The organism is Corynebacterium sp. HMSC036D02 (assembly GCF_001836165.1).
In the GTDB taxonomy this organism is placed as follows: Bacteria; Actinomycetota; Actinomycetes; order Mycobacteriales; family Mycobacteriaceae; genus Corynebacterium.
On record NZ_KV827707.1, the window covers coordinates 19,289 to 39,073 of the forward strand.

The 19,785-nt window shown below is 58.8% G+C and carries 19 protein-coding genes; 3 read left to right on the forward strand and 16 right to left on the reverse strand.

Features of this window, described 5'->3' with window-relative positions; translation table 11 throughout:
* Nucleotides 1-576 precede the first annotated feature (576 nt).
* Genes HMPREF2743_RS12820 through HMPREF2743_RS12990 form a run of 3 tightly spaced genes read right to left on the reverse strand, consistent with a single transcriptional unit; the run spans nt 577 to nt 1,818 of the window.
* Nucleotides 577-741 (reverse strand): hypothetical protein, encoded by a 165-nt coding sequence (locus HMPREF2743_RS12820; protein WP_168167324.1) that lies wholly within the window; start codon nt 739-741, stop codon nt 577-579.
* A gap of 15 nt (nt 742-756) precedes the next feature.
* The gene (locus HMPREF2743_RS12000; protein WP_070818865.1) at nt 757-1,455 is read right to left on the reverse strand and encodes a YceI family protein; all 699 of its coding nucleotides are present in this window, start codon (nt 1,453-1,455) and stop codon (nt 757-759) included.
* A 3-nt stretch (nt 1,456-1,458) separates the two neighbouring features.
* Complete coding sequence (locus HMPREF2743_RS12990; protein WP_070818866.1) at nt 1,459-1,818, reverse strand: hypothetical protein; 360 nt, start codon at nt 1,816-1,818, stop codon at nt 1,459-1,461.
* A gap of 131 nt (nt 1,819-1,949) precedes the next feature.
* On the opposite strand from HMPREF2743_RS12990, the gene HMPREF2743_RS12010 reads away from it, so the two are divergent.
* Nucleotides 1,950-2,333 carry an RNA polymerase-binding protein RbpA gene (locus HMPREF2743_RS12010; RefSeq protein ID WP_070818867.1) on the forward strand — a complete coding sequence of 128 codons (384 nt, stop codon included), beginning with the start codon at nt 1,950-1,952 and terminating at the stop codon, nt 2,331-2,333.
* Between the two features lie 102 nt (nt 2,334-2,435).
* On the opposite strand, the gene musI is transcribed toward HMPREF2743_RS12010, so the two are convergent.
* The 9 genes from musI to HMPREF2743_RS12055 all read right to left on the reverse strand — a co-directional run bounded on the left by musI (nt 2,436) and on the right by HMPREF2743_RS12055 (nt 12,386).
* Complete coding sequence (musI, locus tag HMPREF2743_RS12015; RefSeq protein WP_070511924.1) at nt 2,436-3,077, reverse strand: ABC transport system MusEFGK2I component MusI; 642 nt, start codon at nt 3,075-3,077, stop codon at nt 2,436-2,438.
* 24 nt (nt 3,078-3,101) lie between these two features.
* Complete coding sequence (locus HMPREF2743_RS12020) at nt 3,102-4,016, reverse strand: carbohydrate ABC transporter permease (protein ID WP_070643599.1); 915 nt, start codon at nt 4,014-4,016, stop codon at nt 3,102-3,104.
* A gap of 3 nt (nt 4,017-4,019) precedes the next feature.
* On the reverse strand, nt 4,020-4,865 hold the full coding sequence (locus HMPREF2743_RS12025) for a carbohydrate ABC transporter permease (RefSeq protein WP_070511918.1): 846 nt from the start codon (nt 4,863-4,865) through the stop codon (nt 4,020-4,022).
* 188 nt (nt 4,866-5,053) lie between these two features.
* Nucleotides 5,054-6,385, reverse strand: a complete 1,332-nt coding sequence (locus HMPREF2743_RS12030) for an ABC transporter substrate-binding protein (RefSeq protein WP_070818868.1) — start codon at nt 6,383-6,385, stop codon at nt 5,054-5,056.
* 365 nt (nt 6,386-6,750) lie between these two features.
* Nucleotides 6,751-7,995, reverse strand: coding sequence for a DUF4032 domain-containing protein (locus HMPREF2743_RS12035; RefSeq protein WP_070818869.1), 1,245 nt, complete (start codon nt 7,993-7,995; stop codon nt 6,751-6,753).
* Nucleotides 7,996-8,077: 82 nt separating this feature from the next.
* On the reverse strand, nt 8,078-9,208 hold the full coding sequence (locus HMPREF2743_RS12040; RefSeq protein WP_070818870.1) for an ABC transporter ATP-binding protein: 1,131 nt from the start codon (nt 9,206-9,208) through the stop codon (nt 8,078-8,080).
* A 205-nt stretch (nt 9,209-9,413) separates the two neighbouring features.
* Complete coding sequence (locus tag HMPREF2743_RS12045) at nt 9,414-10,289, reverse strand: polyprenol monophosphomannose synthase (protein ID WP_070446632.1); 876 nt, start codon at nt 10,287-10,289, stop codon at nt 9,414-9,416.
* 28 nt (nt 10,290-10,317) lie between these two features.
* Nucleotides 10,318-11,808 carry an apolipoprotein N-acyltransferase gene (gene lnt, locus HMPREF2743_RS12050; protein ID WP_070818871.1) on the reverse strand — a complete coding sequence of 497 codons (1,491 nt, stop codon included), beginning with the start codon at nt 11,806-11,808 and terminating at the stop codon, nt 10,318-10,320.
* Nucleotides 11,805-12,386, reverse strand: coding sequence for an FxsA family protein (locus HMPREF2743_RS12055; protein WP_070528231.1), 582 nt, complete (start codon nt 12,384-12,386; stop codon nt 11,805-11,807). Before HMPREF2743_RS12055 ends, lnt begins: the two co-directional genes overlap by 4 nt.
* 70 nt (nt 12,387-12,456) lie before the next feature.
* Here HMPREF2743_RS12055 and HMPREF2743_RS12060 point away from each other — a divergent pair, with 70 nt between their 5' ends.
* Nucleotides 12,457-13,299: a cobalamin biosynthesis protein gene (locus tag HMPREF2743_RS12060; RefSeq protein ID WP_070818872.1), complete on the forward strand. Its 843-nt coding sequence runs from the start codon at nt 12,457-12,459 to the stop codon at nt 13,297-13,299.
* Here HMPREF2743_RS12060 and HMPREF2743_RS12065 read toward each other — a convergent pair.
* Both HMPREF2743_RS12065 and HMPREF2743_RS12070 read right to left on the reverse strand, forming a co-directional pair.
* Nucleotides 13,296-14,051, reverse strand: coding sequence for an SDR family oxidoreductase (locus HMPREF2743_RS12065; RefSeq protein WP_070528237.1), 756 nt, complete (start codon nt 14,049-14,051; stop codon nt 13,296-13,298). The genes HMPREF2743_RS12060 and HMPREF2743_RS12065 overlap by 4 nt on opposite strands.
* The gene (locus tag HMPREF2743_RS12070; protein WP_070818873.1) at nt 14,051-15,184 is read right to left on the reverse strand and encodes a M24 family metallopeptidase; all 1,134 of its coding nucleotides are present in this window, start codon (nt 15,182-15,184) and stop codon (nt 14,051-14,053) included. Before HMPREF2743_RS12070 ends, HMPREF2743_RS12065 begins: the two co-directional genes overlap by 1 nt.
* Before the next feature lie 45 nt (nt 15,185-15,229).
* Here HMPREF2743_RS12070 and HMPREF2743_RS12075 point away from each other — a divergent pair, with 45 nt between their 5' ends.
* Nucleotides 15,230-15,859 carry a serine protease gene (locus HMPREF2743_RS12075; RefSeq protein WP_246820305.1) on the forward strand — a complete coding sequence of 210 codons (630 nt, stop codon included), beginning with the start codon at nt 15,230-15,232 and terminating at the stop codon, nt 15,857-15,859.
* A 7-nt stretch (nt 15,860-15,866) separates the two neighbouring features.
* Here the strand turns inward: HMPREF2743_RS12075 and HMPREF2743_RS12080 are convergent, their stop codons facing one another.
* Together HMPREF2743_RS12080 and tatC are read right to left on the reverse strand one after the other, a co-directional pair.
* The gene (locus tag HMPREF2743_RS12080) at nt 15,867-18,680 is read right to left on the reverse strand and encodes a DEAD/DEAH box helicase (RefSeq protein ID WP_070528239.1); all 2,814 of its coding nucleotides are present in this window, start codon (nt 18,678-18,680) and stop codon (nt 15,867-15,869) included.
* Between the two features lie 87 nt (nt 18,681-18,767).
* Nucleotides 18,768-19,757: a twin-arginine translocase subunit TatC gene (gene tatC / locus HMPREF2743_RS12085; RefSeq protein WP_070528241.1), complete on the reverse strand. Its 990-nt coding sequence runs from the start codon at nt 19,755-19,757 to the stop codon at nt 18,768-18,770.
* Nucleotides 19,758-19,785 lie beyond the last annotated feature (28 nt).

Genomic DNA, 19,785 nt, shown 5'->3' on the forward strand with positions numbered 1-19,785 from the left:
ATTGGTTATGGGAGAAACACTACCGTCTCATGTATTGAAATGAAAGTCTCAATGTGTGAAAAATTCTTCTTGAGTAAGTTTTGTATTGGCCGGGAAGTGGGTACGCCGATTATCTGACATAATGTACATTATCGGACAATAACTTATGCAGCGGGAAGGCGTGACTTCGCATCTCCCATCTTTGGGCTCGCATGCATCTGCGCTCAGGCCTTGGCGGCGCGACCCTTGCTGAGTCATGGGCGCCGGCGGAGCCATGCGTGCGTTGCGCGTACTCAACTAGCCCTTGATGCTTTGCTCCGAGTTACCTGTCCTGCCCGCGTCGCTTTCCCGGAAGTTCAAGCCTTCAGCCCATTTGGGTGCCTTCTTTGTTCGCTGCCTTCCGGGCGGCTTTCCCGTGTGTCATGCAGTGGCCGGAGAGTTGTCATGTGTGCAAGTGGAATATTCGTGGTGACGCCTTTAGATCTGGACTAATCTGCGCCTCCCCAGCTGCCCTTGGGGCGACCCCTTTTAGGGCACAATATAGTCACTGTTACGTAATGGCACTGTATTTAGAGGGAGTCCATCGGAGAACTGGTTTTAGCGCCGACGGTAAGCCATCACCAGCTGCACCACGGTGAGAGCTACAAGCACTACAGAAAACGCTGCCATGAGCTTCGTCCCCTGAAACCAGATGAAAATGCCGAACCCTGCGAGTACGACGAGACGCACCCACAGGACAGGAATAAGATGCTGATAATTCATGACTGGCCGGATGCGTTACTTCTCGAGGGTAACGCGAACGTTAACGTCGCCGACCTCAGAGATCTTCGCGGCGATCATCTCCGGGGTTTCGACGCCGAAATCGAGACGGTTAATCGGAATATTGCCGCCCAAAATAATGGTCTCGCCATCGCGGACCACCTGGAAGTCCTGTGTCACGTTCTTGGTCTCGCCGTGGATGGTCAGGTCGCCAGTCAGCGGGATGGTGACCAGTGAGCCGTCGTCAGGCACAGCAGAGACATCTGCTGGCTCGGTCAACGTGAAGCTCGACTCTGGGTATTTCGTCACCTCGAAGAGCTTCGACTTCATGTTCTGATCGCGCACCTTCTTGTCCGTGGTCAGGCTCGCCATGTCCACGGTGATGCTTGCCTCTTCAACGACCCCGCTCTTGATGGTGGCCTGGCCGGTGACATGCTTGGTGGAGCCAGACGTTGTGCGCTTATCCGCCGGCAGAATTTCGTCGATGGTAAATCCTGCGGAAGTGTAGTTATAAGCCGACCCCGGGACTACGTGCCAGTCGCCGTCGACGTCGGTGGTGGCTGCATGCACCTTGTCCGCATTGATTGGCTCAGTTTTAACACCGCGGCCCATGATCACCGAAAATGCTAGCGGTCCAAGGGCCAGCGCTGACGAGGCCAGAATCAGGACCACGAAGATACTGACAATCAGTTTGCGGTTACCCAATACAGATTTCATGTGCTATCTCAATTCCTCAAGCTTGCGAGCCAGTGCGACCAGTTCGGCACACAGTTGTTCCATCTCTTCAGCACTGGCGCTTTCCGACGCCGCCGTGGCCACGTCTTCGGCACAGCACCGAAGCTCAAAGAGACCGTCACGGAGACGATCTGCCCTGTCTGGAGTTAGGATGACAGCGTCCGCAGGAATGGGTGTCCCGACCACGTTGTGGCGCTGCTCATAGGCTCGTTGCTTGCACGAGGGTGAACAGAACTTGCGTGGCCTTCCCCGCCCGCCTTGCGCGATCTCTGTGCCGCACCACTGGCAGGTTGCGGTCCGGTGCCGCGAGGGCTTGCCGGGCTGCGGATCCTGTGTACCAATCACCTCACTCACCTTAGCCCATTAATCCGAGGGTGGGAACAAAGGCGGTGGGCCATTCGTTATAATGATAGAACTTTGGGTGATATAGGTCGACCCAGATCCCTTCCCTCAACGCTTGAAAAGGATGATGTTGCATGGCAGATCGCGTACTCCGTGGCAGCCGCATGGGTGCAGTGAGCTACGAAACCGACCGCGACCACGACTTGGCCCCGCGCCAGATGGTGAAATACCGCACCGATGATGGCGACATCTACGAGGTGCCCTTCGCCGATGACGCGGAAATCCCTGAGGAGTGGATGTGCAAGAACGGTAAGCTCGGCACCCTTGTTGAGGGCGAGGGCGTAGAGTCCAAGCCGGTGAAGCCGCCGCGGACCCACTGGGACATGCTGCGCGAGCGCCGCTCCATTGAGGAGCTCGATGAATTGCTGACTGAGCGCATCGAAAACCTGCGCTCGCGCCGCCGCGCGGCTGCCCGTCTGCTCAAGGAACAGAAGGCGCAGGAAGAAGGCGAAGCTTAGAGGACTTCTAGGAAGCCCACAAAGACCACAGGGTAGCGGATCCACGATGACGTGGATACCGCTACCCTATTTTCGGCTTTAGGCCAGCTGGCGCGCACCGCGTTAGGAAGAAGAGCTATCGGGTGATTGCGAATTGAGTTCGGGCCATTGCAGCACTAGCTCGGCGAGATAGACCGCGAGAGCTGGGCCCAGCACCGCGAGGAAGAACAGGTAGCCTCCCCACTGCGCTGGGAAAAAGACGGGATACAGAACAAGCACTATGCCAGGCAATACTGCCAATAGAGTACGCGGTAGGTGCCCTACCGCCTTCATTATGGCCTGTGTGCTTCTTTGACGGAATCCGAGCCCCGGTGCATCGAGATGGAAGAACCATACGCTGACACAGCCCAATACGATAAGCCCCGAGATCAAGGCTGCACGCAGTATCAGGCCCATTGAACCCAGATCGGCCTTGGCAATAATGGCGAATTCATACGCGGCTAAGGCGGCGACGGCGAGGCAAATCAACCACCATGCGGTGTTGACCCCGGGACGCGTCAGAAGGCCCCGAACGAAGGCTGAGCCGCGGCGAGAACCTTCCTCCCGGACCATCTGCCCGGTCACCGCATGGGCGGTGCGCAAGGACATTCCCCCGGTGAACACGGGAAAGCACGTGATCACCAAGAGAACATTCACGATGACTAGGTCAGCGAAGAGGCTCAGAGCAGCATAGAACTTCGATTCGGGGCCGAGCATGCGATTCATGGTTTTCTAACCTATCGCACCGGTTTAACCCTTCACGGCACCGGCAGCCACACCTTCGATGATGTGCTTCTGCGTGGAGAAGTAGAAGATGACGATGGGGATGATGGCCAGTACCAGCATGGCCATCATGGCACCCATATCGCGGTTACCGTTGGAGCCAACGAAGGACTGGATGACCACCGGGATGGTCTTGTATCGCGTGGACAGACCGATGACCAAGTACGGCAGCAGGTAGTCGTTCCACACCCACATGGCGTTGAGAATGGCCACGGTAATGGCAGTCGGCTTGAGCATGGGCCACACCACACGGAAGTAGTTTTGGATCGGCCCACAACCGTCGATCATCGCGGCTTCCTCGACATCCAGAGGGATGGACTTGACGAAGCCCGCAAACATGAACACCGACAGACCGGAACCGAAACCGAGGTAAAGCACCACGATACCGATCGGGTTGTTGAGGTGAAGCATGTCTGCAATCTTGACCGTCGGGAACATGACCATCTGGAAGGGGATGATCATGGAGACCACGAAGAGGTAGTACAGAAGGTTTGTCCACCACGTCTTGACGCGCGTGATGTAGTAGGCGGTCATCGCGGAGAAGAACACGATGACGATGACGGACAGGATCGTGATGATGAAGGACCACAAGGTCGCTTCCAAGAATCCCTGCTTGGTCAAGCCCACCATGAAGTTCTCGAAGCCGACCCAGGTTTCACCGATGGGAAGCGAGAAAGGATCGGAGGAGATAGCGAACTTGGACTTAAAGGAGTTGATGAAGATGAAGAGGATCGGCCCAAGGAAGACGATGGTGAAGAACACCAGAATGGCGTAGACCACGAACTTGGCGCCGCCAGACATCCGAGTCTTATTATCCGAGGGAAGCTGGTGATCCTTCTTCTTCGAGGCCGGAACGGCCTGCGCTGAAGTGCTGGTAGTCATAACTTAAGCCTCGATTTCCTTGGAGCGGGTCGCGCGTAGCTGGAAGTAAGCGATGACGACCACAACGACGACGAAGATGACAGCCTTGGCCTGGCCGACCCCCTCGACATTCATACGGTTAAAGAGCGTGTTGACGATGTTGAGCGCCACCATCTCAGTTTGCCCGCCAGGAGCGCCATTGGTCAGCGCCAAGTTCTGGTCGAAGAGCTTGAAGGAGTTCGACAAAGTCAGGAAGAGGCAGATGGTAATCGACGGCATGACCATCGGAATAGTGACGTGGCGCAGCATCTCCCACTTATTGACACCGTCGAGCTCGGCAGCCTCGATGAGCTCGGGCGGGACGTTCTGGAGGCCGGCGATATAAATGATCATCATATAGCCGATCAGCTGCCAGTTAAGCAGCATGATGAGGCCGGCGTAGCCAAACTTCCAGTCCGCACTAATCGTTGTGGAATAGTGCGAGAGCACGGCGTTGATCATGGTCTGCCAGGTATAACCCAGCACGATGCCGCCGATGAGGTTCGGCATGAAGAAGACTGTGCGGAAAAAATTGGTACCGCGAAGTTTGCGGGTCAGCATCCACGCCAGGAGGAAGGCGAAGACATTGACGGTGATCACGGAGACAATGACCACGAGGACAGTGAAACCGAAGGCTGAAACAAAACCTTCGCGTTGGGAGAAAGCTTTGGCGTAGTTGTCGATGCCAACCCACTTGGCGTTGGTGATGGTGGTGAACTTCGTAAAGGAAAGGAAGAAACCCACGATGAACGGCACCAAGAAGGCAATCATGAATGCCAGAAGGGTGGGCAAGACAAAGACTGGGAAGTACTTCTTCAGCGTTGCTTGCATGGTGGTGAAACCTTAATTTCTGGTGGTGCCACACGTGTCCTAGCGGGAAGGCGGCGAGGAGAGGAGGCTGAGGATGCGGAGAACCAGTCGCGCACGTGCTACCGGCGTGGGCCACAATCCCCACCTACTCCCCTCCCCGCCCTCCATTGCCGGAAGACGTTTGGCGAGGGGATTGGGACTTTAAAGATTTAGCCCCAGTTGGATTCCTTCTCAGCAGCCCAGTTGTCCTTGAACTGCTTGACGACGTCCTCCCACTTCAGCGTTCCGGAGGCGTATTGCGACAAGGCCTGGCCGAAGTCATCCTTGAATTGCTGCGACGGGAAGTACTGGAAATTCCACGGGTAGGTGGTCAGATCCTCGTTAGCGATAGCTTCCGCGACCTGCTCAGCAAGGGGATCATTCGGGGTGTCTTCAGCGGTGTAGCTTTCGAACGGTGCGATGAAGCCCAGGTCCTTCACCACGTGCTCCTTGCCAGCATCAGAGGTAAACAGCCAATCCACGAAGTCCTTAGTGGCTTGCTGGTCGACCTCAGAGGCCTCAGAGTTCACGCCCAGGTAGTTCTCGGTGCCGACGTTGATGCCGTACTTTTCTTCGTCTGGCAGACCCATGTACATGGGCAAGAACTTGATCTTGTCTTCCTTGACCACGTTGCCAGAGGTCTCGGAAATCTGGGACCATGCCCAGTTACCGTTCTGAACCATGGCGGCCTTACCCTGCGCAAACTCAGCCATGGAATCAGACACCGTCTTAGAAGGTGCAAGAGACTTTTCTACGGTGGAGTTATCAAGGTAGAGGTCGAAGAGATTCTTGTACTCCTTGTTGTAGGAGAACTCGATATCGTTGGTGTCCTCGACGTTCTTGTCCTGGTACTCCTGCCAGATCGGAGCGTTAGCCAAGTGGGTCTGCCAACGCCAGTCTTCACCGGAGGTCAGTGAGGTGGAGGCGAAGGCGCCCTCGATACCGAGCTCGTCCTTCTTTGCCTGCATATCCTCGGCGACTTCCTTGAGCTTTTGGTAGCTCTTGATTTCATCCGTGGACTTGATCTTCGCGCCGGAGGTGGCGATGTACTTGTCGAAGATCTCGTCGTTGTAGATGATGCCGAAGCCTTCGACGGCGAACGGGACGCCGCGTACCTCTCCGTCCTCGGTGGTTAGCGGTGGGATGTCGTCGGTGAGCTGCTTAGCTACCTCGGTGTCCGACATATCCGCCATGTAGTCTTGCCAGGTGATGAAGCCAGCAGGTCCGTTGACCTGGAAGAGAGTCGGGGCTTCATCCTTACCGATTTCCGCCTTGAGGGTCTGCTCATAAGAGCCGGAGGCGGCGGTAACGACCTTGACCTTGACACCGGTTTCTTCAGTGTAGGCCTTTGCGATCTCCTGGTATGCCGCGTCCTGTTCGGGCTTGAAGTTCAGGAAGTAAACATCGCCTTCCTTGTCGGTGGAGCCTGAGCACGCGACGAGACTTGCGGCGGCGAGCATGGATGCCATGCTGATGGATGCGATGCGAGTAAGACGCTTCATGAGGTCCTCATCTTTCTTGATGAAAAGCGGGATGGTGGGCCGAGGATAGATACCCGGCTCGTATTCGGTTATGTCTGGGAGACCTCCCGTAACGAAGGCTTCTTCCCAGCGCCACCAAGTGCTTCATAGCGGATCGCAGTCCGACTATGAACTGGTTAGCCTGCCCTCCATCTTAGTGAGGTATTCCACATATTCAAAAGAATTCGGACATAAAACACCCGATTGTGACCATATCCATATTCGGGCATGGAAACCCTCCCCATTTATGGGGCAATCGGGCTTAAAACTTACAAAAACATATAAAAAGCAGTTGAAAAAGTCTGGTTGGATTTGAGATTGCGGGCGTTGTTGGGACACGCGAGAGGTTATGACAAGTCCTCGTCTGCCGGGGGCGTGTTGAGGAGCCGGGCCTCAGCACGGCGGGCTGGTAGTACAGACGCCAGATAGGATGCCGTGGCCTCCGCGAGCGTGACGGCCTCTCCCCTTTCCTGGGCGAGGAACCAACGGTGATCGACTATCTCGTGGAAGATTTGTGCCGGCTCAAGCTTGTCTAGCATCTCTTCGGGCACGGCAGCGATAGTCGGCTCATACTCATGCGTCATCCACAAGTGCGCGGCCTGGGTAAGGCCGACGTGAGGCCCACATTCCACGGCCTGGTAGGCCTGGATGGAGCCCAGAAGGCGTTGGGCTTGATGCTCTTCGACGCTGAGTCCAGTTAAGCTCAACAGCTCTGCACGATAGTGACCCGGATCCACCACTACGGGCCGGATTCGCACTATCTGCCGAGAATCGTCCTTGGTTACCTTGAGCTCCCCTACATCAAAGCCCAGTTGGTTGAGGCGGTCGATTCTCTCGGAGACGCGCCAGTACTCACTGGCATCCACGGCCTCCTCAGCGGTGAGTTCTGTCCACAGCTCAAGATAGGAACTCTCGACAAGGCTGCCTAGTGCAATGACATCGATAGACCCATCCAAGCATTCACCCGCCTGTAGGTCCATGAGCTCGCCGATGATGTTGACGCGGGCAATGTCGACGTCGTAAAGCCTGCGTGATTCGGAGAGGTTGGGTTGGAACTCGCCCGTCTCGGCATCGACAAGATAGGCGGAATAGGTCTCAGCATCGCGCCGAAAGAGAGTGTTGGACAGTGACACATCGCCCCAGTAGAAGTTGAGCAGATGCATCCGCACCAACAGCACGGACAGGGCGCGGATGAGCTTCTCCGCTTCCACGACCGTGAGGTGCCGAGAGAAGATCTCGCGATAGGGCAGGGAGAACTCCAAGTGCTCGGTCACCAAAGCTGCGGTGAGTTCCCCGTAGTCTTCCTCTGCCGGATGGCGGCCGGTGATCACGGCTACGGGGCGCACACTAGGGGCGCCAAGGCGCTGCAGTTCACGCAGCATCTTGTACTCGTGGTGGGCGGTACGCGCACCAATTTCTTTGACCGCGACGATGCCACGGTTGATCCCCACGAACCGCACGATATGCCGGGAAATACCCCTGGGCAATGCGGCGATGAGAGCATCGGGCCACTGCTCTAATGGTGTGTCCCAGGGCAGCGTCAGCAGTGCCGACGCGTACGTCGACGAGGTGATGCTCATGGACTCTTTCATGGTGAATCACTCCACCTTTTCTGCTGACTATGGCTGAAACTGTCCTATTCATTACGTGCCGCGGGGCAGCCGGCACGGGGGCTTAAGGAAGGCGCTTGCCGGTCGACGCCGAGAAGTTGTGCTGGCCACCCTCCACGATGCGCGCGTGGAAAATGCTGCCCGGAGCCGGCGCGGTGTTCGGCGCAGCGCGGACGACGATTTGGCCGGACTCGGGGACGTCCTCGCTTGAGGATCCAAGGTCGCCCTCGCCCACCAACTTGCCGTAGAGGAAGGAATCAGAACCAAGTTCCTCCACGAAGTCGAGCTTGATCGGGATGGAAAGATCTGTGGACTCGCCCTCCGGAATGATCTCCAGTGCCTCCGGGCGGAAACCGATGGTGATGCGGCCATTATCCTCGGGCGTCATCGCGGCAAGGGTTTCCGGGGAAAGCTCGATGCGAGCGTGGCCAGAGGTGGCGTCACCATCCTTGACTGAGAAGGTGCCCAAGTTCATGGCTGGGGAGCCGATGAAGCCCGCGACGAAGACGTTGGCGGGGCGGTCATAAAGCTCGCGGGGCGCGCCAACCTGCTGCAGGTAGCCATCCTTCAGCACCGCGATACGGTCACCCATGGTCAAGGCCTCCGTCTGGTCGTGGGTGACGTAGACGGTGGTAACTCCAAGCTTGCGCTGCAGGGCTGCAATCTGCGTACGCGTCTGAACACGCAGCTTGGCATCGAGGTTAGACAGCGGCTCATCCATGAGGAAGACCTGCGGGTTACGAACAATGGCGCGGCCCATGGCCACACGCTGGCGCTGACCACCGGACAGGGCCTTCGGCTTGCGCTCCAAGAATTCGGTCAGGCCCAAGGTAGCGGCTGCTTCGTCGACGCGCTTATTGATCTCGTCTTGGGACTTGCCGGCGATCTTCAGTGCGAAGCCCATGTTCTCGCGCACGGTCATGTGTGGGTAGAGAGCATAGTTCTGGAAAACCATGGCGATGTCACGGTCACGCGGTGCAACGTGGGTGACGTCCTTGTCTCCGATGTAAATGGCACCGTCAGTAACGTTTTCCAAACCGGCCAGCATGCGCAGTGTGGTGGATTTACCACAGCCGGAAGGGCCGACGAGGACGAGGAACTCGCCATCAGCGATTTCCAGGTTGAATTTCTTGACGGTGGGTTCCTTTGCTCCCGGGTAGGTCAGGGATGCATCTTTGAATGTTACGGTTGCCATAGCAAAATCTCCTCCATCGACAGGTACGTGCCGAACGATCCGTAGTGTGAGAAACAGTGAAGTAAATCACTGCGCACCAGCTACAGTGCTATTTACGACATTAGCACTAGTACTGGTAACTACGGCAAAAGCCCGGAAACCATAACGGGCTTCCGGGCTGGTTCTTATTCCTCACGCGCGTGTATGAGGCGCCGTGGGCATCGAGTTACTTCTTGAAGGTGCCTTTAACTAGGTTGGAGATTTCGGAAACGAAGTCCGATACAGCGTTCTTGACCGTGGTGACCTTGTGGCCAAGCTCCATGTCCTTGACCGTGCGGGAGGTGATCTTCGAAATCTCCGAAGTGAAATCGCTGATCTGCTCAGAGCGGTGAGACACACCCCACTTGGTTACTTCGAGCAGGGAATCCTTGACAAAGGAGCCGTCCAGCTTGGATTCACCAAGCTCGCGCTCGGTGAAGGTGATCGGAACCTCGCGGACATCAAAGCCATCCTTGATGGCGCGGAATGCAACGTCCACCTGGAAGATGTATCCGGCGTTGGAGAGCTCTTCAAAGTCGAGGTGCTCAAGCAGCTCGCGCCGGAAAGCGCGGTAGCCAGCGGTCATGTCATTGATGCCAGCACCCAGGGCGACAGAAATGTACTTGTTGCCCAGGCGGGAAAGCAGCTCGCGGTTGGCAGGCCAGTTCACTGTCTCTCCACCCGGTACGTAGCGAGAGCCAATGACCAGATCTGCGCCCTTCTCGATTTCCTCAAGCAAGAGGTGGAGTTGCTCCGGCGCGTGGGAGCCGTCGGCGTCCATTTCGCACAGAACTTGGTAATCCTTCTCTAGGCCCCACTCGAAGCCGGCGATATAAGCGCCGAGAAGGCCACCCTTGCCTTCGCGGTGCAGCACGTGCAGGTGAGGATCCTCGGCGGCCAGCTTGTCTGCAGCCTCTCCGGTGCCATCCGGGGAATTATCGTCCACGATCAGGATGTGAACCTCGGGAGTGGCCTTGCGCACGCGGCCGGTAATCAGCGGCAGGTTCTCAATCTCGTTGTAGGTGGGGATGATGACTAGAGTAGATTCGTGGGTCGAGCTCACTAGTTACTTGCTCCTTTAGGTTTCTGCTTTAAGACGCGCTGCGTCGTCCAGTCAAGCGGGTGGAATGGATCGCAAACAGCGCGCAGACCGTTCCAATAATAGTCATGAGCCACTGCAGGAGCGAACCATAACGCACCGCAAATGTACGCCCTTCTCGCAGCGGAAGTTCCTCTTCGAGATAAGCCGGTTCAAAGATACCGCTTTCCTGGCTCACTGAACCATCGGGGTGCACGATGGCTGAGACTCCTGATGTGGCGGCCACAACCACGGCTCGGTCCGCTTCCATTGCGCGCAGGCGGCTCATAGCCAGCTGCTGGTAGGTCATGTCAGAATCGCTGAACGTGGCATTATTCGTCGGCGTTGTGAGAATCTGTGCGCCGTTATCGATGGCCGTTCGGAACGCCTGGTCAAAGCTGACCTCGTAGCACGTAGCAACGCCCACCGCAGTCCCTGCCATAGTCACCACTCCTGACCCATCACCGGGCTTCATGTCGCCCGCTAGGTCTACCAGATCGGTGATCTTCCTAAAGAATTCACGCATCGGCATCGTCTCACCAAAGGGCTGCAAGTACTTTTTGTAGTGGTGCTGCCCCACCGAGCCATCCGGGTTGAATACCTGCATCGTATTGCGCGCGCCGACCTCATCTCGGGTGAGAGTTCCGACGAGGATGGGGGCGTCGATGTCGTGGGCGGCGCCGTCGATAAGCGCCCGTGCGTCCTCGTTGGCAAAAGGATTGATATCGGAGGAGTTCTCAGGCCAAATGACGATGTCTGGCCGTGCTCCATCCTGTGCTGCCTGCTCAGTGACGCGGACGTGATTATCCAACACTGCGCGGCGTTGCGCTGCAAAGTCAAGGCCCAGCCGCGGGACGTTTCCCTGGACAGCGGCTACCGTGATCGTGCTTGTGATGTGGCTAGGTCGGTTCACGCCTTGCGAGGCGATGAGCCCTGCAAGAAGCGGCACTGCCAGGAAGGCACAGGCTAACCGTGGTGCGCGCGCAAGGCCCACCACACCCGCGGCGACGCAGACGACCGCGAAGCTAATAAGCGCAGGCCCACCCCATGGGGCAAGGTTGGCGAGCGGGCCTTCAATCTGTCCCCACGCCAGACGTACCCAGGCAAAGCCGCCAAAGGGGACGGAGGAGCGCAGCATTTCCACCGCCACATAAAAGAAGGGAAAAAGCGCGAAGCCATAGTTTAAACGCAGTAACGCTGCCCCACCGGTACCGAGGAGGATGCTGTACAAGGACAGGAAGATAGCGAGCGCAATATAGGGCATGTTGCCCACGAGCTCACCAATCCACGGAAGCGTGAAGAGATACAAGACAGCGCTATGGACCACAGCGATGAGCGCCGCCCACCCTAAATGCAGGGGCTTTCGCCAAGGCGATAACGCGGCCACCAACATGGCCACCCCAATGATTCCCGCCGCCCACCAGCCGCGCGGCTCCACCGATAGATACGTGACCGCGCCCGAAAGAGCTGCGAGGACAAGCCGGGCACACACAGTGAGCACTATTTATTTCCGTCCTCAAAGTCTTCGGGCTTGACGTGTTGGGTCCATGTGCGGATTTCATCTTCATCGAGGACTTCGTGCGTGTGGTCCGCTTGTCCCCTGCTTCCCATGGCGCTGCCGGTAGCACCCGCGCCGAAGCTTCCAAAGGATCCATAGGAGTCGCGGTGTTGTGCCATGGGTGAGGCCTCGTAAACGCGCACACCCATATCCTCGATTTTCCGGAACATCGATGCAGCAAGAAGCGTGCGGATGATGGAACGAGTTGGTGCAAAAATGAGCAGAGCACCGATGATCGTGGAGACGAAGCCGGGCAGCGAAAGCAGGATTCCGCCCACCATAGTCAGGCCGACGTTGCCGGCTGTTTTACCTGGAGTGGGATCCTCCATTACATAGACTCCGTCTTCGGCCTGGCGGATGCGGCTGACCATCATGCGGCGAACTTCCCAGCTGGCTATCGTCATACCGAAGAGCATGGTCAGCGCCAGGGCTAGTAGTGCCCACAGCACTCCAATCCACTCGGCAACTGCCCAAAACGCCAGGGTTTCGAGGAGGATGTACGCGATGAACAGAAGAAACGGCATGCAGCCCACCATACTTGCTAGACCTGCTGGTTCGCTGGAGACCCTCCCGGAGCGATTAGACTGACCCACCATGTCCCTTTCCGAGTCGAAGCATCCCGAATCCGATACCTTGCGCTTCCATCCGGCAGGCGGTGTTGTCACCCCCGAGCAGTGGCTTGCCCTCGGCCAGGCCGCTAGGGAACATGGCGATGGCAATGTGTACCTAGAGCAGCACAGCGTCATCAGCCTGCGCGGCATCCGTGATGAGCAGGTGCTTGGCGACGTCCCCCTGCCCACCACCGACGCCCACGTGCTGGCCTCTCCCCTCTCCCTTCATGCACGCCGTGTGGCGCAGCGCGTTGCTGATGCCCTGGCTGCAGCCGAAGGAGCCTCCCCCGCTCTCGACCGGGATGCAGTCTTCGGCATCGATGGTGGCGCGGGCGATCTCCTCTCACACGGTGTGGCGGCTGGGCTCCAACTATCCAGCGTCAGTACAGGAGACGATGATGAGGACGCCGGCTCCGCGCGCCTCATTCGAGAGGGAGCAGCTACAGGTCCAACCCTGGAGTTAGAAGAAGCAATCTCGCAGCTCGTGGACTATGTGCTCGAGGTGTCCAATGGGCTTTCTGAAGACCTCGACAGCTTCGCCTTTTCTGCGCGTACGGCCCCTGCACAGCCGGCCTTGCCCATCGGTTGGCTGACCGATCACACCAAGCCCGGCCGCGTCGACCTGGGCGCGGGCCTGCACGATGGCGTGCTGCCCGGTGAGTACGCGGGGCTTATTGCCCAGCTGGGCGCTTCCATCTCGGTAACCCCCTGGCGAGGCTTAGTCATCCACGATCTGGCCGAAGGCGATGCCGACGTGGTGCTGCGCGTCCTTGCACCGCGCGGCTTCATCTTCGATGCCAACTCCCCCGCGCTCGGACATCGCTAACGCGGCATGTGCCGCCAGATGGGGCGCGGGACAAGCTTCATGACCCAGGCCAACAGCTGAAGCGTTCGTGGGATCCACAGCGTGCGGGACACCGGCCGCGAACTCGACGAGGACTCGACGGCTCTGACCACAGCTTGTGCGACTACGTCAGGTGTCACCGACAGCGGCGCGGGCTTCATCCCTTGTGTCATGGACCCGATAACGAAACCGGGGCGCGCGGTGATCAGCGCTAGGTCGCTGCCCTGCAGGCGATCCGCCAGACCTTGGCAGAAGGCATCGAGGCCAGCCTTGGTTGAGCCATAGACATAGTTGGCCCGCCGTGCACGCCAGCCCGCAATGGAGGAAAAGGCCACAATGTGGCCTCTTTTCATGACGTCGGCCAGCACGGTGAGTATGGATACCTGCGCGGCATAATCAATCAGGGCGATGTCGAAGGCATGCGCCTCGTCGTGCTCAGCTTGTTCCTGGTCACCCAAGATTCCGAAGGCGACAACCGCCGTCGTGATGTCCTCACCCGCGAGCGTTGCAGCTTGCTCGATAACTGCGCGGTGGGAGGAAACATCCGCGGCATCGAAGGAAAGCGTGTGAACGGAAACCGCCCCTCTGCGGAGAAGCTCTGTGGTGAGTTCATCCATACCGTGCTCACCCCGCGCGGCAAGTACTACTGGGCGGCCTGCACACAGACGGCGTGCAAGCTCGCCACCGATATCGCTGCGCCCGCCAAGGATCAGTAGCGCGCCAGTTTCTCCCATCAGCGCAACCCCCTCGGGGCCTGGTTCAGGGACTCATGCCCGGATTCAGTGGTCACCACGATGTCCTCCAGACGCATACCCCACTTACCCGGGACGTAGATTCCCGGCTCAATCGAAAAGGCCATGGACGGGGAAAGCTCCAGCTCATTTCCCTCCATGATGAAGGGCTCCTCGTGCGTCGACAAGCCAATGCCGTGCCCCGTGCGGTGCGTGAAATATTCACCCCAACCGGCCGCTTCGATCACACTGCGCGTGGCACGGTCTATCTCCTGAGCGGTTGTGCCTGGGCGCGCGGCGGCTCGTCCGGCAGCCTGGGCCTTTTCCAACACCGCATAGGCCTCCTGGAAATCGGCGGGCGCCGCAGAGGGGTCCGCTCCCACCACATAGGTGCGGGTGCAGTCAGAGTGATAACCGGAGGCCAGCGTCCCTCCGATATCCACCACGACGGGATCACCCGCGCCAAGTTCCCTGTCCCCATAGTCATAGTGTGGGTTTGCCCCGTTTGGGCCGGAACCAACGATGATGAAGTCAACCGCATCGTGTTCGCGCAAGATGAGCTCCCGCAAATCAGCGGCTACTTCGGCCTCAGTGCGCCCCGGCTTTAAGAGACGCGGGACCTCGGCGTGCACGGCGTCGATAGCCTCCGCAGCAGCGCGCAGCTCCGCTACCTCATCTGAGTCCTTGCGGCTAAAGAGCTCAGCCAGCGCCTCAGTAGCTAGAAGGTATTCCACTTGCGGTACCTCCGTCGAGGACGTCGAAGAAGGTGAGGACGGAACTAGCTGGTCTCGAACTGCGGACTGGAAACGCAACACGTGGTCTGCGGTCAGCGAGGAGCCCAAGGCAACGGTGCTGAGACTCACACCTTCCAAGGCCAGCGCATAGGGATCTTGGCCATCGTGCCACCCCACCAGCTGCGTGGCAACGCCCTGAAGCGACTCAATGTCGGTGCTTGGCGCTACGATGATCGGTTGGGCGTCGGGACGGATAACCAAGCAGGTCAGACGTTCATGGGACGAGATCCAGGAACCCGTAAGATACGCGAACTCGGCCCCGGTACCTACCAGCAACACATCGATACCCTTGGCAGCGGCAATCGCGCGGGCGCGGTCCAAGCGGGAAGCATAATCAGTCATGGGAGTTAGCCTACCGCTCGCCTTCGTCCAGTTAAGCTGGGCGCCGTGAATTCCTATCCCGCAGCCGTCAAGATCCGCACCCGCCGTAGCTATTGCTCGGGGGTGCTCATCGATGCCTCCTTAAAGCCCTGCACCCAGCAGGCAACCCGGCTGGTTCTGACCTGCGCGCACTTCTTCCGCGATGGCCTAGACAAAGCTGATCACTACAAGGTGAGTGGCGGTTTCAACCGGCGGATCACCGCCGTGCGTACGATTGATGGAACCGACATGGCCTTGTGTTTGCTTGATAAGCCCGCGTCACCACGAAACCTACCGGGACTCGCACACAGTACTCCCCCTTTTCGAGCTCCGGTGAGCACTTGGGGATACGGCGGAAGGGCCCGCCGCGCACAGAAGCGAACGGGGTTATTTCTTCTGCCCTTCTTTCGCACGTGGTCGGTCGATTTCCTCACCACCGTCTCCCCCGCCGGATTCGTCTTCAACACGAATCCGGCAGTCAAAGGTGACTCGGGCGGACCAGCTTTAATCGATGACGCCATCATCGGCACGCAAGCTCTCATCCTTAACCCGTTGGGGCGCAACCTCAAGCTAGCCACCGTGGCACTCATCGCACCCCACCGCACAGCTATCGCGGCGGCAGCCGCGGCACTGCTTCGCGGTAGCTCCGAAGACTAGGAAGAGACTAAGCGCCGATGGCGACGACGCCGCGCTGGATCGCGTCAATGGCGCGCCGGGCATTGCGGCGAATTTCGTCCTCGTAGCCGGTCTTGGCTACCTGCTGGAGCAGATCGATGACCTGGCGGCACCAACGGACAAAGTCACCGGGAGTCAGCTCCGCGCCTGACTCGTTAGCCGCAGCCATGCAATATGCCAAGGGTGCGCCTGCGGTCCATTGGTGGATAGCGAGTGCAAAGGCTGGCTCCGGCTCGCGTGTTTGCGGCAGGTTATGGCGCTTCTCATCGCTGACAAGCTCCGCGTAGATGCGCCACGTTGCGTTCATGGCGTCCGCCATGTCGTCGCTAGCCGCACCTGGTTCGCCGCGGGTGGCTTTTCGGTTTTCGAAGACGCAGAGGGAGGCAACGCCGGCCAGCTCTGCCGGGTCAAGGTCATTCCAGATACCCCGCTTAAGGCATTGTGCCACCAGTAGGTCGGACTCGGAATGGATCTTGGCCAAACGCTCGCCTTCGTCCGTGATGACCGGCTCGCGGTTCTCGCCGTAGCCTTCAAACTCTACGTAATCCATCTCCGCCAGCAGGTCCACGATGCGCTCGAAGGTGCGGCCGAGGGTATCCGTCGCGCGCTCCACCTTGGCTTCCAACTTGTGGAGCTCGAGCTCGCGTCGGGCGAGCTTTTGGGCCACACCAGCCAACTGTTCGCGGTCGGTCGCCGGCCAATTGTGCACCGGGTGCTCGCGGAGGGCATCGCGCAGCTGCGCGATCTTCTTGTTGGGACGATTACGCGGCTCAGTGCGCATCTTCTTAGGCCGCTTGTAGTAGTCGCGTTTGAAGGCATCCTGAACGTATTTGGTATGCCGACGCGGATTCTTCTGCGCCGCACGCGGCAGCTTCATGTGGCCGAGCACCATCGGCGGATTTTCAATACCGGCTGCATCGATGCGTCCAGACCACCCGGACTCCGTGGTAACCCAGGGGCGTGGATCAGCAGTCTGGTTGGCCGGGGTGATGACAACTGCCAGCGTTGGGCGCTTCTTGGTCGCGATGGCGATGACCTCACCCATTTGCAGCCGGGCCAAGACAGCCGCGACCTCCTTGTTCCTCTCCTCCTTTTTGGAGGCCCGCGCTGACTTTTCCTCGTCGGTAAGCGCGCGGCGCAGGCGCATATAATCCATGAGGAGTTCAGCCGGGTCCTCGCCATCAGCTGCCGGCGGAGCTAAGTTATCCACGGCCTGATCCAACTGTGCGCGAAGTTCGCGGACGCGATGCTCAGCGCGCTCAATCTCGCGAGTCTCTTCCACGACGGAACCGTCCGCCTGGAACTGGGCAAAAGACTTCTCCAGCAAGCGCAGCGAGTCATCAAAGCCGAGCATGCCCAGCAGGTTGATAGCCATGTTGTAGCCGGGCTCGAAGGTAGAAATGAGCGGATAGGTACGAGTTGAGGCAAGCCCCGCCACCGCGGTCGGATCCATCGCGGGTGCCCACTGCACGACGGCATTGCCCAGGGTATCGATGCCACGCCTGCCCGCGCGCCCGGTGAGCTGCGTGTACTGGCCGGGGGTGAGGTCCACGTGTGCCTCGCCGTTGAATTTCACCAGCTTTTCCAGTACCACGGTGCGCGCTGGCATATTGATGCCTAGGGCAAGGGTTTCGGTGGCAAAGACTGCCCGGACGAGGCCCTTGACGAACAGTTCCTCCACGATGTGCCTAAAGGCGGGCAGCATGCCCGCGTGGTGAGCGGCAAAGCCGCGCGAGAGTGCTTCGCGCCAACGTTTGAAATCAAGGACCTTGAGGTCTTCTTCCGGAATGCCTTCCACGCCCTTATCGACGATGGCCTTGATCTCGGTGGCCTCCTCCTGGGAGGTCAACACCATCCGGGAACGCAGGCACTGATACAACGCGCCATCGCAGCCCGCACGAGAAAAGATGAAGGTAATCGCCGGCAACATCTCCATGGCCTGCAGCTCTTTGAGCACCTCTGGACGGCCTAGCGGACGGTAGCGGTCTTGCGCACGAGGCGCGCCGCTGCGCCGATCACTGTGCCGGTCGCTGCGCCCGCCGCCTTTGTGCCGGGCACGGGCGCGGAAGCTCGCACGGTTCTGGGCATAGTCTGCGCGGCCATTATCGGTATCGCCGGCCTCCAGACGTTGGATGCGCTGTGCCAGTTCATTGTTTACCTGGCCGCCTGAGTCGGGTTCAAAGAGCGGGTAGATCTTGCGGCCGACCATCATCCACTGGTCCAGCGGTACTGGGCGCTTGTCGGTGACGATGACCTTGGTGTCACCACGCACGGTGGTCAGCCACCGGCCGAATTCCTCGGAGTTGGACACCGTTGCGGATAGGCCAATGATGGAGACGTGCTCCTCCAGGTTGAGGATGACTTCTTCCCACACTGCGCCGCGCGAGGCATCCGCCAAGAAGTGGATCTCATCCATCACCACGTGGGTCAAGCGATCCAATGCGCCTGAGCCCGCATAAATCATGTTGCGCAAAACCTCAGTGGTCATCACGAGGATGTCCGCGGAGGAGTTGATTGAGACATCACCCGTCAGCAGTCCGACCGCATCCTCGCCATGCGCGTCAACCAGGTCGTGGTACTTCTGGTTACTCAGCGCCTTGATGGGTGTGGTGTAGAAACAACGGGTTCCTTGGCGCAGTGCCAAAGAAACAGCAAACTCACCCACCACGGTTTTACCCGCGCCGGTGGGCGCACAGACCAGAACACCGTGGCCCGCTTCAACTGCTTGGCATCCTTCAATCTGGAAGTCATCCAGTGAGTACGGTAGTGCTTGAGTGAACTCGTCCAGATGCGTCAGTGTCATAAGTCCCCAGAGTACCTGTCAGGGACGGGGCACTAGCACGCCGGTACAAGTCCCCGCACAGAACTCTTGATTAGAAGGCCCGCGAGGCTACAGAACGTCGTCGAAAAAGCCGCTCTGCGGGGGCTGAGTATTCGTCTGCTGAGGTTGCTGTACCCGAGCGTCAGGAGTTGAAGCCGGGGGAACAGGCCTGGAAGATACCGGCCGCGAAGACGCAGAAACGCTCGTGGATGCGGACACCGGAGTTGGTGCGCCAATGGCACCCGGACCTTCATCCAGCGACGAGGCAGTTTCATCATCCAAGTCCATCCAATCCGGGCGCTGGCGCTTCTGACGCTTGTCGTTGATGCGGCAGAACTGGAAAGCTATTTCTACAAGAACCACAAGGGCACCGGCCAAAACCAACATTGAGAAGGGTTCTTGGCCCGGTGTAACAACCGCGGCGAAAATCATGATGACCACAATGATGATGCGGCGCTTGTCCTTGACGTGGTCATATTCCAATACACCGATCAGGTTAAGGCATACCACGAGTAGAGGGATCTCAAAGCTGACGCCAAAGATCAGCAGCAACGCCAGCAGGAAGTAGAAGTAACGCTCACCTGTCAGTGCTGCAGTTTGATACTCGGAGCCCATGCCCATGAGGAATTCCAGGCCCACTGAAAGGATGACGTAGGCAAGGACCGCGCCGAGCACGAAAAGCAAGACCGCTGTCGAGACAAATAAGAAGGTAAAGCGGCGTTCGTTCTTGTGCAGGCCGGGCACGATGAAGGCCCAAATCTGGTAGAGCCAGACCGGTGAGGACATTACTGCGCCAGCCAACGCGCCCACTTTGAGGCGCAGCAGCAGCATTTCGAAGGGGCTGGTGGCAAGCAAGCGGCACTCGCCATCCGCAGTGAAAGAGATGCGCTTTTCCTCAGGCAGCGAGCAATAGGGCCCACGCAAGATCTCGCCCAGCGGTGACATGCCAAACGGGGCGTGTTGGTACCAGATGAATCCGATGATGGCGCCCACCACGAGGGCGAGGAGGGAAATGACGATGCGTCGGCGCAGCTCCTGGAGGTGCTGAACTAATGTCATCTCCCCCGTTGGGTTCTTGGGCTTGCGG

Excerpts from the sequence above, each read along its gene's own strand:
- HMPREF2743_RS12065 (WP_070528237.1), bottom strand. The coding sequence starts at position 14,051 with ATGGGAGAAACTGGCGCGCTACTGATCCTTGGCGGGCGCAGCGATATC.
- HMPREF2743_RS12060 (WP_070818872.1), top strand. The coding sequence starts at position 12,457 with ATGTCCCTTTCCGAGTCGAAGCATCCCGAATCCGATACCTTGCGCTTC.
- HMPREF2743_RS12025 (WP_070511918.1), bottom strand. The coding sequence starts at position 4,865 with ATGCAAGCAACGCTGAAGAAGTACTTCCCAGTCTTTGTCTTGCCCACC.
- tatC (WP_070528241.1), bottom strand. The coding sequence starts at position 19,757 with ATGACATTAGTTCAGCACCTCCAGGAGCTGCGCCGACGCATCGTCATT.
- musI (WP_070511924.1), bottom strand. The coding sequence starts at position 3,077 with ATGAATCGCATGCTCGGCCCCGAATCGAAGTTCTATGCTGCTCTGAGC.
- HMPREF2743_RS12820 (WP_168167324.1), bottom strand. The coding sequence starts at position 741 with ATGAATTATCAGCATCTTATTCCTGTCCTGTGGGTGCGTCTCGTCGTA.
- HMPREF2743_RS12030 (WP_070818868.1), bottom strand. The coding sequence starts at position 6,385 with ATGAAGCGTCTTACTCGCATCGCATCCATCAGCATGGCATCCATGCTC.
- HMPREF2743_RS12080 (WP_070528239.1), bottom strand. The coding sequence starts at position 18,680 with ATGACACTGACGCATCTGGACGAGTTCACTCAAGCACTACCGTACTCA.
- HMPREF2743_RS12010 (WP_070818867.1), top strand. The coding sequence starts at position 1,950 with ATGGCAGATCGCGTACTCCGTGGCAGCCGCATGGGTGCAGTGAGCTAC.
- HMPREF2743_RS12020 (WP_070643599.1), bottom strand. The coding sequence starts at position 4,016 with ATGACTACCAGCACTTCAGCGCAGGCCGTTCCGGCCTCGAAGAAGAAG.
- HMPREF2743_RS12000 (WP_070818865.1), bottom strand. The coding sequence starts at position 1,455 with ATGAAATCTGTATTGGGTAACCGCAAACTGATTGTCAGTATCTTCGTG.
- HMPREF2743_RS12035 (WP_070818869.1), bottom strand. The coding sequence starts at position 7,995 with ATGAAAGAGTCCATGAGCATCACCTCGTCGACGTACGCGTCGGCACTG.
- HMPREF2743_RS12055 (WP_070528231.1), bottom strand. The coding sequence starts at position 12,386 with ATGCCGTTTCTTCTGTTCATCGCGTACATCCTCCTCGAAACCCTGGCG.
- HMPREF2743_RS12070 (WP_070818873.1), bottom strand. The coding sequence starts at position 15,184 with ATGACTGATTATGCTTCCCGCTTGGACCGCGCCCGCGCGATTGCCGCT.
- HMPREF2743_RS12040 (WP_070818870.1), bottom strand. The coding sequence starts at position 9,208 with ATGGCAACCGTAACATTCAAAGATGCATCCCTGACCTACCCGGGAGCA.